Source organism: Planctomycetota bacterium (assembly GCA_035574235.1).
In the GTDB taxonomy this organism is placed as follows: Bacteria; Planctomycetota; MHYJ01; order MHYJ01; family JACPRB01; genus DATLZA01.
In genome coordinates this window covers 36,029-46,702 of record DATLZA010000051.1, presented here as the reverse complement: position 1 = coordinate 46,702, position 10,674 = coordinate 36,029, and the positions used below count along the sequence as shown (strand labels likewise).

Genomic DNA, 10,674 nt, shown 5'->3' with positions numbered 1-10,674 from the left:
CCGCCCCGGCCGCCGCCGGAGCCGCCGCCGCCTCGGCCGCCTCTTCCTTCTTCTTCTTGGCCTTCATCATGATGTTGCGCACCTTCGGAAGGCCGAAAATGGACTGCTCTTCCTTCCAGCGCCCGTCCTTCTTCAGGAGTTCGAGACGCTCAGCGCGCGTCAGCACGTTGCGGTGGCGGCGAAGCTTACCGGCGGTCCTCAGGCTTTTGTGAATCGACATGGCGAGCGCGGAAGATACGCGATCCCCCCGGCGGAATCAAGGAAAAACGCTACTTCGGCACCTCCTCGAAGGCGGCGGCCGCGAAGGGCGCCGTCCCGTTGCGCAGGCGGAACTTCTGAAGCGCCGCCAGGCGCTCGCGGGCCGCGGGACTCGCATAATCGGTCAGGCGGTCGATGTAGAGCGCCAGCCGCGGTTCTCCCGCCCGCTCGATTTTCACCTTCTCCACGCCCCGGTAGCCGGCCCGCTCGAGGGCTTTGCGCAGATCCTCGGCCTCCGCCTCCGCGGTGACCCGGTCGCGCGGAGTCGCATAGCGCCATTCGGCCAGCCGAATCGTGTACTGCTTGGGCGGCGCGGGGGGAGGCGCCGGCGGGCGCGGCGGCGGCGCGGGACGAACCGTTTCCGTCGCGGCGGCCTCCGCGGCGCGCGCGCGACCGACCTTCACTCCCAGGGCATATGCCACGAAGAGAAGCCCCACCCCGACGAGCGCCGCAAACGCGAGAGTGTTATAGGTCAAGGTGACGACGCGCTCCCCCAGCCCGGGCCCGGCCTCGGGCGCCGGACCCCGCTCCGAAGTTTTCTCCTCGGAAGCTCCCACCTGCGCCGCGGGCGGCGCAACCGGCTCCGAACGGACAGCCGGCGGAGATACGACCACCGTCGCGGCCGCCGGCTCGGGCGCCGGAGTCGGCGGCGGCGGCGAAGCCTCCGTGGCCACCGCCGCGGCCTGCGCCTCCGCCAGCTTGGCCGCCTTGTAGGCGGCCAGACGCTCCTGAAGCGTGGGCCCGGACTCGCCTCCGCCCGGGGAGGGAGCGCCTCCCGCCGGGGCCGAGGCGGCGGGCGCACCCTCGCCGGAGGGCCGGGACGCGGACTTGAGAACTTCGTAGAGACTGGGGCTGCCCTTGCTCTTCATGGTCCCTCTCTCCCGGGAACGAACGCGCGGAGAGTTTAGGCGATGGAGAAAACGTCGGCGGGCAGGTCCATCTCCCTCTCTCCGTCAAAGGGACTATACCCCAGCCTCCCGCATTTGTCCAGATCCCGCCTTGTGTTATGCTGTCCGGTCCCGATGCGCGTCCCCATGCCGCCCGACCTGGAGGAACTCCTGACCTCCTCCGGATTCCGCGACCCGCAGACCGCGCGGAAGCGCCTGGAAGAGCTCTTCACGGACACGGCCGAGATGCTCGCCCTCGCCCGCCTCTCGGGCATCCTGCGCGACGCTCTGGCCGAAAGCCCGGATCCCGACGCCGCGCTTTTTCACTTGGCGCGCTTCGTCGAGGCCCGCGGAGCGCGTCTTCCGCTCTACCGCTCCTTCCAGGACCACCCGGCGCTTCTGGACCGATTCGTCCACGTCGTGGCCTCCAGCCGCTACCTGGCCGACATCCTCGTGCGCCAGCCGGACCACCTGGCTTTCCTCAGCGATCCCGAAATGCTCGTCCGCTTCCGCGCGGCCCCGGAACTTCTGGCGGAATTCGAACGCGTGGGCGCGCTTTACGAGTCCGTGGAGGAAAAGCTCGAGGCGGCGCGGCGCGTCCACCGGCGGGAGATCTTCCGCATCGGCGCGGCGGATCTCCTGGGCCTGGCGGACTTTTCCGCGATCGTGCGCGGGATCTCGGATCTGGCCGACGCCTTCGTCGCACGCTGCCTGGCTCTCGCCGCGGCCTCGGAAGACGCGGCGGGGCTCGTGGTCGTCGCTCTGGGCAAGTGGGGCGGGCGCGAGCTCAATTACAGCTCGGACATCGATCTCCTTTTTCTGGCGCGCCGCGCCGCCGACGCGCCCGCGGCCGCCCGGGCGGCCCGCGCGCTCGTGCGCGCGCTCGGGGAGCGCACCGTCGAAGGGGTCGTCTACCGCGTGGACCTCCGGCTGCGGCCGTACGGGAGCGAAGGGGAACTGGCGCCCGCGGCGGCCCGGGCGGAGGAATATCTGGCCGCGAAGGCCCGGCCGGCCGAGCGCCAGGCGATGCTCAAGGCCCGCGCCGTCGCCGGAGACACGGCCGCCGGCCGCCGGTTCCTCCGGCGGATCGCGCCCCTCCTCCTGCGCGACGGCCCCGCGGCGCGCCAGGAAGTCCGGCGGCTGAAGCTGCGCATCGAAAAACAGCTCGACGAGCGCGGACACTCCGAAGGCCACGTGAAGCTGGCGCCGGGAGGCATCCGGGACGTCGAGTTCATCGTCCAGGCCCTCCAGCTCGAAGCCGGCCTCGAACGTCCGGACGTGCTGGGAGGCCATACGCTCGAGGCCCTCGAGCGTCTCGAGGCGGCCGGCCGCGTGGCCCCGGTGGACGCCCAGGCGCTGCGGGAAGCCTACGTGTTCCTGAGAACCGTCGAGCACCGCCTGCAGCTCATGGAGAACCGCCAGGTTCACCGGCTCCCCAAGCGGGAGGAGGATCTGGCGCGCCTGGCGCGCACGCTCGGGTTCCGCGGCCCCGGAGCGGCCCAGCGCCTGCTCGACGCCTACGAGGCGCGGGCGCGCCGCGTGCGCGCGCTCTTCGAGCGCCTTCTCGGAGGAGTCCTTTCGAGCGCCCCTCCTTCCGCGCCGGTCGAAGATCTGCGGTCCCGCCTGCGTCCCGCCGGAGAACGCCTCGACGACGCCACGCTCGCCCGCGCGGCGGACGCCCTGGCCGCCGTGAAACGCCCCGAAGACCTGGAGGTGCGCGCCTGGAAGGGAGCCGGGAGGCGCTGGACGGTGGCGGCGGCCGCCGCCGATCCGCCCGGACTGCTCGCGCTCGTCTCGGGCCTCCTGGCCGCCCGCCGGGCCAACATCGAAAGCGGCGACTTCGCCCGCCTGGAAACCTCTCCGCAAACCCGGCGGCCCCGCGACGTGGGCCGGAAAACCCTGGCCCTCTTCGAGGTCGCCCTTCCCGACGACGCGCCGCCCGACTTCTGGGACGCGTTCCGCCGCGACCTGGCCGAGCGGGTCGGCCAGGCCCTGGCGGGCGACGCCCAGGGCGCCCTCGACCGGGTGATCGACCGGGTGGGCGAGACGGCGCGCGCGCAGGCCGGTCCCGAACGTCCCTCCGGCGGCCTGCGGATCGAGCTGCGAAACGATCCCTCCGCGCGCGAGACGGAACTCCAGCTTCGCGCCCCCGATACCCTCGGATTCCTCTTCGAGTTCGCCACGGCCCTTTCGGCCCTGCGCCTGCGCGTCGAGCGCGCCGTCATCCGCACGCTCGAAGACGAGGTCTACGACACCTTCTGGGTCACCGACCTTGAGGGACGGCGGATCGAAGGCCCTCGGGCGTCGGACGCGCTCGGCGTGGCCGCCGCGCTCGTCCAGCAGTTCATGCAGCTCCTGCCGCGCTCGCCGGATCCCGCCCAGGCGCTGCGCCAGTTCACCGCGCTCCTCCACCAGATCTTCGCCCGGCCGGACTGGGTCCGCGAGGTCCGCGATCTCGAATCTCCGTCGGTCCTCTCCACCATCGCCGCGCTCCTCGGCGTGAGCCGGTTTCTCTGGGAGGACTTTCTCCTCGTCCAGCACGAGAATCTCTTCCCCGTGGTGCGCAACGTCCCCGCGCTGGAGCGCAGGACGTCGCGCGCGCGCCTGAGGCGGGACCTCGCCCGGGCGCTCGCCGGGGCCCGGGACCCCGACGAGGCGCTGGAGCGTCTCAACGACTTCAAGGACCGCGAGATGTTCCGCCTGGACGTGCGCCACATCACCGGCCGGTGCGGATTCCCGGAGTTCATGGAGTCGCTCTCCGACCTCGCGGACGCGGTCGTGGAGCGCGCGCTCGCGGAAGCGGCGAGGAAACTGCGCGCGCGGATGCGCCCTCCGCGGGGGGCCGCCGGGAGCGTGGCGGCGCTCGGAAAGTTCGGCGGCCGCGAGCTCGGCCTGACGTCGGATCTCGATCTCGTGTTCGTCTACGACGATTCCGTGGAGGGGGCGGACGCGTGGTTCCAGGAGCTCGTCCGAACGCTGGTGGCTTCGATCCGCGCCCGGCGCGAAGGAAGCTTTCAGATCGATCTTCGCCTGCGGCCGTACGGAGACGCGGGCTCGCGGGCGACGTCGCTTTCGGGCTTCCGGGCGTACTACGCGCCGGACGGCCCGGCCCGGCCGTTCGAACGCCTGGCGCTCGTGAAGCTGCGCCCGGTGACCGGCCCTCCCGCCCTGACCCGCGCGCTCGTCGAAGCCCGCGACGCCTTCGTCTACTCGGGCCGGCCGCTCGACTACGCCAACCTCCTGCACCTCCGGCGGCGGCAGGCGGCCGAGCTCGTGCCCGCGGGGGTCGCGGACGCCAAGTACAGCCCCGGAGGGCTCGTGGATGTCGAGTACTTCGTCCAGGCCCGCCAGATCGAGGCGGGCGCGGCCGATCCTTCCGTGCGGGTTCCCGGGACGCTCGAGGCGATCGCGCGGCTGGCCCGGGGAGGACACCTGCGCGCGGAAGAAGCCCGCGGGCTTTCGGAAACGTATCTCTTCCTCCGCCGGCTGATCGACGCCCTGCGGGCCGCCCGGGGCCATGCCGGGGACGCCCGAATCCCCCCGGCCACCGAAAGGGAGTTCCGGACGCTCGTGCGCGCGATGGGATACGCGTCGCCCGCGTCGCTGGAAGCGGAGATCCGGCAGCGGATGTCCTTCGCCCGGCATCTCTGGGACCGGGTCCGGTCGTGAAAGTGTTGCGCCCGCGCTTCGGAGGCCGCTATAATGACGCCGGTCGGTTCCTGAAAAGCGAGGTGCAGACTTGATCCGCGTGAAGGCCCGGTTGAACGAGTCCCTGGACCAGCTCCTCAAACGCTTCAAGAAGGCGTGCGAGAAGGAAGGGTTGACCCGGGATATCAAGCGCAAGGCCTCCTACGAGAAGCCCAGCGAGAAGCGCCGCCGCCAGGAGCGGCAGCTCCTGCGCAAGCTGCAGAAGGAAGCCAACCTGCGTTAACGTCGCGCCGCGGCGCGCCGGGCCGCCGGGGGAATCCCCCCTCGCGGCCTTTTTCGTCGGGCGAACGGGGGCCATGACCGCCGTCATCGAGACCGACCGGCTCACCAAGGTCTACAAGGATTTCTGGGGCCGTCCCAAGCACAAGGGCCTGGACTCGCTCTCGATCTCGATCGAGCGCGGAGAGGTCTTCGGCCTGATCGGCCCCAACGGTTCCGGCAAGACCACCACCTTCAAGCTGCTGCTCGGTCTCATTTTCCCCACCTCCGGCTCCGCGCGGATCCTCGGCAAGCCTCCCCACGACGTCTCCGTCAAGGCGCGCCTCGGGTTCCTGCCCGAGGAATCCTACCTCTACCGCTGGCTCGACGCGGACGAGACGCTGGATTTCTTCGGACGGCTCTTTCACCTGGACCGCGCCACGCGACGCCGGCGCGCCGACGAGCTCATCCGGCGGTTCGGGCTCGAGCACGCCCGCCGGCGGCCCCTGCGCGAGTATTCCAAAGGCATGGTCCGCCGCGTGTCCTTCGCCCAGGCCCTCATCAACGAGCCGGAGGTCGTGATTCTGGACGAGCCCACCAGCGGCCTGGACCCCATTTCGTCCCGCCAGATGAAGGACCTGATCCTGGACCTCAAGAAGCGCGGCACCACCGTGCTTCTTTCGAGCCACCTCCTGGCCGACGTGCAGGACATCTGCGACCGCATCGCCATCCTCCATCAGGGACAGACCAAGGTCTACGGAGCGGTCCGGGACATCCTCGTCCAGCGCGACCTGACGCGCCTGACGTTTCGGAACCTGTCGGAGGAGACGCGGCGCAAGATCGAGGAGATCGCGCGCGCCGAAGGCGCCTCCCTGATCCGGGCCGAGCCGCTTCTGGAGACCCTCGAGGAAGTCTTCCTGCGCACCGTCCAGGAAAGCGGCGACGGCCTGGTCTACCGGCGGCCGGAGGCGGAGCCGTCCGGAGGCGCGCCGGAAGGAACGCGGCCATGATCGTCCGGGCGGCGCAGCTCTGGGCCATCGCGACGATGACCCTGCTGGAGGCGCGGCGCCGCAAGGTGTTCGCGGTCCTCATCCTCTTCGCCTTGGCGCTCCTGAGCGCGGTGGCCTTCTTCCCCTCCGTGGCGCCGGAAGGGCGCTTGAGGCTCGTGGAAATCTGGGCGCTCCGCGCGGCCGCGGTCTTCACCGCCATCGTAGCCCTCTTTCTGGCGGGGTTTTCGCTTCCCGGGGACTTCGAACAGAAGCGGATCTTTCTCGTCGTCACCAAGCCCGTCCCCAAAGGGCTCGTCTTTCTCGGCCGCTTCGCGGGATTCGCGCTCCTCCTGGCGATCTTCGTGGCGACGTTGGGCGCCGTCACGGTGTTCTTCCTTCGGGTCGTGTCCTGGACCTCGGGGAAGGACTTCCCGCCCCTGGTGGCCTACCCGCGGGAACGGGCCGCCTCCTTCACCCACGCGCGGGGCGTCCCCCACCCCGACGAACCGGGCCGCCTGGCGGCCGCGGCGGCGGACGAGGCCGTCCTCGTCTGGACCTTCCGCGGCTTGAACCGCGCCGACTTCCCCGAACGCCTCCGGGTCGAAGCGCGCCTGACGATCGGCTCGCCCACGGACCCGTATCGCTCGGCGGGACTCCTTCACGTCCGCGCCCGGGCCGCGTCGGGCCGGGCCGAGGAGCTTCGAATCCCGGCCAACACGAACGAGGAACGCCTCTTCGAAGTGCCCGCGGATCTCGTCGAGCCCGCGGGAACGCTGGAGCTGACCTTCCGGTCCGCCGACGCCGACGGCATGATCGCCGGGGACGCCCGGTCGGTCGTTCTCTACCGCAAGCCGTCGAGCTTCGAGCTGAACTTCGCGCGAGGGATGGCCCTCGTGCTCCTGCAATCCCTGATCGTCCTTTCGGTGACTCTGGCGGCTTCAACGTGGGTCTCCGCTCCGGTCAGCATCCTGCTCGGCATCCTCGTCTATCTCGTGGGATCGGCCCACGGGTTCATCCGGGAGGCCGCGAGGGACGTCGAGTTCACCCTTCGGGAGGCTCCGGGCCGCGAGGAGCGCGTCCGACCCGCCGAGGATCTGCCCCCCTGGGTTCTCAAGGCTTCGACCCGCATCTCGCGGACGGTGCTGGCGCTCGTCCCCGATTTTTCCCATTTCGATTTTTCGCGGTGGCTCCTCAAAGACCACGCCGTTTCCGGCGGCGAGCTGGCGGAGGCGGCCGGGCGGGCCGCGCCGCCCGTCCTCGTTCTGGCGATCCTCGGAACGGCGCTTCTTTATTTCCGGGACTTCGGATAGACCATGACTCCGCGCCGATGGGCGGTCCTGGCGGCCCTTCTGGCCGCGCTGGTCCTGGTGCAGTCGGCGGGCCTGGACCGGCAGCCCGAGAAGATCGAGGAGGACCGGTACCGGAACCTGGCCGACGTGCCGCCCGGGGACATGCTGCCCACGTACGTCGCGTCGCTTTTCTTCGGCGCCTTCCGCGCCGTGGCGATCGACGTGCTCTGGATCCGGCTCAAGTCCGTCCGGGAGGAAAGACGCTGGTACGAGGAGAAGGAGATCTTCACGTTCATCTCCTACTTCCAGCCCCGCAACCCGGAAGTGTGGTCGTACCTGGCCTGGGACGCGGCCTACAACGTCGCCAACGGATTCACCGACCGCGAGAAGGCGTGGGAATGGATCCGGTTCGGGCTACAGTGGATCCGGCAGGGCAACGCCCGCCTTCCGGACAATCCGCACCTCAAGCTGGAACAGGCCTGGATCCTCTTTCACAAGCCGGCCTGGCGGGACGGATTTCTCGACCTCGATCTGCTGCGGCGGATCGAGACCGACGAGGAACTTCAGGCCGACCTGCCGCCCGACCGGCGCCGCCCGGAGCGCCCGCGCAGCGCCTTCGAGCTGGCGATCCTCTGGCTGGAGCGGGCTCGGGACGAGCTGTTCGCCCGCCCCGACAAGCAGTACCGGACCTTCGTCGGCCTGATGCTTTATCCGGACACGATGGACGGCTTCATCAACCACTGCCTTTACCTTCAGGGGATCTACGCGTGGCGACGGGGGCGCTGGGATGAAGCCAAGGAGATCTTCCGCCGCGGGGCGGCCCATGTGCGAGCGATGCAGGAGAAGCCCTACCCCTTCCCCGTTTCCCCCATCTACAAGGATTGGGAGGCGTTCTACGCGCGGCTCCCGCACCTGGTGGATCTGGACCGTGAGGCGCGCGAACGCCCGGCGCCCGAACGGGACCGCGCGCTCCTGAAGGAGCTTCAGGCGGTCGTGGGGGAATTCGGGCTCCTCAACCAGGGATATCTCTGGCGCGCCGGGGATCCGGAAGCGCCTCTGAACGCCCTCAAGCTCAGGCTGACCGGCGGCAAGGATCCGTACGAGTGCAACGACTCGTGGATCCAGGCGACTCCCCTGCGGCCGGGCGAATACGCGCTGGCGACGCTCGATCCCCCCGGGCTCGACGCGGACTATTACCGGATCGAGGCGCCCGCCGGGGAAGGCCGAGCGCCCGCTCCGCCCCCTCCGAAACTGCGCCTGCGCCTCAACGAGGGCATCGCCGCGCCGCCGCTCACCCTCAAGGTCCGCCTGCGGGACTCACGCCAGGAGATCCTCCAGACCGCCTCCGTTCGAGGCCGCCAGGAAATCGCCTGGGCGCTTCCGGCCCACGGAACGTACGTGGTCTCCGTGGAACCGGCCGACGCGGCGGAACCCTGGCCCTCCAACACGCGCTACGCGATCCAGTACGCGATCGAGCCGTAACGCCGCCAAGAAAGCGTTGACGTCCCTTCCGGACGACCTATCATGAGGCGCCGGGCAGCGGGAGGAACTTCGATGATCACGGCTCTGGCCTCGGAGCAGGCGCCTCCGACCTGGACGGTTTTCCCCTTTGCCGCCTTCCTGCTCGTCATCGCGATCACCCCCCTCTTCTTCGGCCACTTCTGGGAGAAGAACCGGAACAAGCTGCTGCTGGCGGTGCTGGCCAGCCTGCCGGTCCTGGGATATCTCCTTTTCCGCGCCGAACACGGAGGCGAGTGGCTTCACCACAGCCTTCGCGAATACGTGGCTTTCATCGCGCTGCTCGCCTCGCTTTTCATCATCTCCGGCGGAGTGTACCTGCGGGGATCGCTGGCCGGCACGCCCGCGGTCAATACCTCGCTCCTCGGCGTCGGCGCGATCCTGGCCAGCTTCATCGGCACGACGGGCGCCTCGATGCTCCTGATCCGCCCGCTTCTTCGGGCCAACGAAAAGCGCGCGCGGCGCGTCCACCTGGTCATCTTTTTCATCTTCATCGTGTCCAACGGGGCGGGAATGCTCACCCCCCTCGGCGACCCGCCGCTTTTCCTGGGCTTTCTGCGGGGGGTTCCCTTCTTCTGGACCCTTCAGCTTCTCCTCCCCTGGCTCCTCGTCAACGGGATCCTCCTGGCTCTTTTCTACGTCCTGGACAGCGTCCTGCGGAGCAAGGAGGGGATCCCGAACTCCTCAGCAGGAGAGATTCGCGAACCCCTGCGCGTGGAAGGCGGGCTCAACTTCCTGTGGCTCCTGGGCGTGATCGGCGTCATCTACGTCATGGGCAAGTACGGCCACGCGATCAGCCCCCACCACGACGTTCAGGCGGCCGTCCAGGTGGGAGGCATGCTCGCCATGGCGGCGCTGTCGCTGGCGCTTACGCCCCGACCGGTCCGCGAGGCCAACCGCTTCGGCTGGCACCCGATCATCGAGGTGGCCGCGCTCTTCATCGGCATCTTCATCACGATGGTGCCGGCCCTCAAGTTCCTGGAGGCCAAGGGAGCTTCGGGCGAAATCCAGCTCACCCGGCCCTGGCAGTTCTTCTGGATGACGGGGGCGCTTTCGAGCTTCCTCGACAACGCCCCCACGTACCTCACCTTTGCGACGCTGGCCACCGGCGTCGTCAACAAGCTGACGGGCGCCGCGCTCTCGGCGGAAAACCTCGGCGCGCTGGCCGCCCATCCCCTGGGGGCCTCCTTTCTCAAGGCGGTCTCCTGCGGGGCCGTCTTCATGGGCGCCAACACCTACATCGGGAACGGCCCCAACTTCATGGTCAAGGCCATCGCCGAGGAAAACGGGGTCCGGATGCCCAGCTTCTTCGGCTACATGCTCTGGTCCTGCGGAATCCTCCTGCCCCTCTTCGGGCTCGTGACGCTGCTTTTCTTCCGCTCGTGAGAGCCCCGCCTTGACGCCCCCGCCCGGTTTTGATAGTCAATAACGCGGACGCGCTTTTCGGAGGAAGATATCGCCACGCCCCGGCAGTTGGCCGTCGCCTGCGCGAAGGTCTGCGAGGACAAGAAGGCCACCGACGTCGTGATCCTCGACCTCCGCAAGCTCACCTTCATCGCGGACTATTTCGTCGTCTGCTCCGCGTCCAACGAACGGCAGGCCCGCGCGATGACCGAAGAGCTCCGTGCGACCATGAAGGAGAAGGGGGTGCGCGAGCGCGGGATCGAAGGGGTCCGGGACGCCCGGTGGATCGTCCAGGACTTCGGGGATTTCGTGGTGCACATCTTCCACGAAGATCACCGGGGCTTCTACGACCTCGAGGGGTTGTGGGCGGACGCGCCGCGCGTCCGATGGAAGCGCGCCGCGGCCCGCCCGTGAGCGGCCCGC

Annotated in this window: 9 protein-coding genes; 7 read left to right on the top strand and 2 right to left on the bottom strand. The window is 69.5% G+C overall.

Going from position 1 to position 10,674, the window contains the following annotated elements:
* Both VNO22_04070 and VNO22_04065 read right to left on the bottom strand, forming a co-directional pair.
* On the bottom strand, positions 1-220 hold a 220-nt coding region (locus VNO22_04070; protein HXG60530.1), incomplete at its 3' end, for a small basic protein.
* A gap of 49 nt (positions 221-269) precedes the next feature.
* Entirely contained in the window at positions 270-1,127 is an 858-nt protein-coding gene (locus tag VNO22_04065) for a hypothetical protein (protein ID HXG60529.1), read from the bottom strand.
* A 165-nt stretch (positions 1,128-1,292) separates the two neighbouring features.
* On the opposite strand from VNO22_04065, the gene VNO22_04060 reads away from it, so the two are divergent.
* The 7 genes from VNO22_04060 to rsfS all read left to right on the top strand — a co-directional run bounded on the left by VNO22_04060 (position 1,293) and on the right by rsfS (position 10,665).
* A complete protein-coding gene (locus tag VNO22_04060) occupies positions 1,293-4,814 on the top strand; it encodes a hypothetical protein (protein HXG60528.1) in 3,522 nt (1,173 codons plus the stop codon).
* Between the two features lie 79 nt (positions 4,815-4,893).
* Positions 4,894-5,076 carry a 30S ribosomal protein S21 gene (rpsU, locus tag VNO22_04055; protein ID HXG60527.1) on the top strand — a complete coding sequence of 61 codons (183 nt, stop codon included), beginning with the start codon at positions 4,894-4,896 and terminating at the stop codon, positions 5,074-5,076.
* 73 nt (positions 5,077-5,149) lie between these two features.
* Complete coding sequence (locus tag VNO22_04050; protein HXG60526.1) at positions 5,150-6,061, top strand: ABC transporter ATP-binding protein; 912 nt, start codon at positions 5,150-5,152, stop codon at positions 6,059-6,061.
* Positions 6,058-7,350: a hypothetical protein gene (locus VNO22_04045; protein ID HXG60525.1), complete on the top strand. Its 1,293-nt coding sequence runs from the start codon at positions 6,058-6,060 to the stop codon at positions 7,348-7,350. Before VNO22_04050 ends, VNO22_04045 begins: the two co-directional genes overlap by 4 nt.
* Before the next feature lie 3 nt (positions 7,351-7,353).
* Positions 7,354-8,811 (top strand): hypothetical protein, encoded by a 1,458-nt coding sequence (locus tag VNO22_04040; protein HXG60524.1) that lies wholly within the window; start codon positions 7,354-7,356, stop codon positions 8,809-8,811.
* A 72-nt stretch (positions 8,812-8,883) separates the two neighbouring features.
* On the top strand, positions 8,884-10,233 hold the full coding sequence (locus VNO22_04035) for a sodium:proton antiporter (GenBank protein ID HXG60523.1): 1,350 nt from the start codon (positions 8,884-8,886) through the stop codon (positions 10,231-10,233).
* Between the two features lie 87 nt (positions 10,234-10,320).
* Positions 10,321-10,665, top strand: coding sequence for a ribosome silencing factor (gene rsfS, locus VNO22_04030; protein HXG60522.1), 345 nt, complete (start codon positions 10,321-10,323; stop codon positions 10,663-10,665).
* Positions 10,666-10,674 lie beyond the last annotated feature (9 nt).

Excerpts from the sequence above, each read along its gene's own strand:
- VNO22_04065 (HXG60529.1), bottom strand. The coding sequence starts at position 1,127 with ATGAAGAGCAAGGGCAGCCCCAGTCTCTACGAAGTTCTCAAGTCCGCG.
- VNO22_04060 (HXG60528.1), top strand. The coding sequence starts at position 1,293 with ATGCCGCCCGACCTGGAGGAACTCCTGACCTCCTCCGGATTCCGCGAC.
- VNO22_04050 (HXG60526.1), top strand. The coding sequence starts at position 5,150 with ATGACCGCCGTCATCGAGACCGACCGGCTCACCAAGGTCTACAAGGAT.
- VNO22_04045 (HXG60525.1), top strand. The coding sequence starts at position 6,058 with ATGATCGTCCGGGCGGCGCAGCTCTGGGCCATCGCGACGATGACCCTG.
- VNO22_04040 (HXG60524.1), top strand. The coding sequence starts at position 7,354 with ATGACTCCGCGCCGATGGGCGGTCCTGGCGGCCCTTCTGGCCGCGCTG.
- VNO22_04035 (HXG60523.1), top strand. The coding sequence starts at position 8,884 with ATGATCACGGCTCTGGCCTCGGAGCAGGCGCCTCCGACCTGGACGGTT.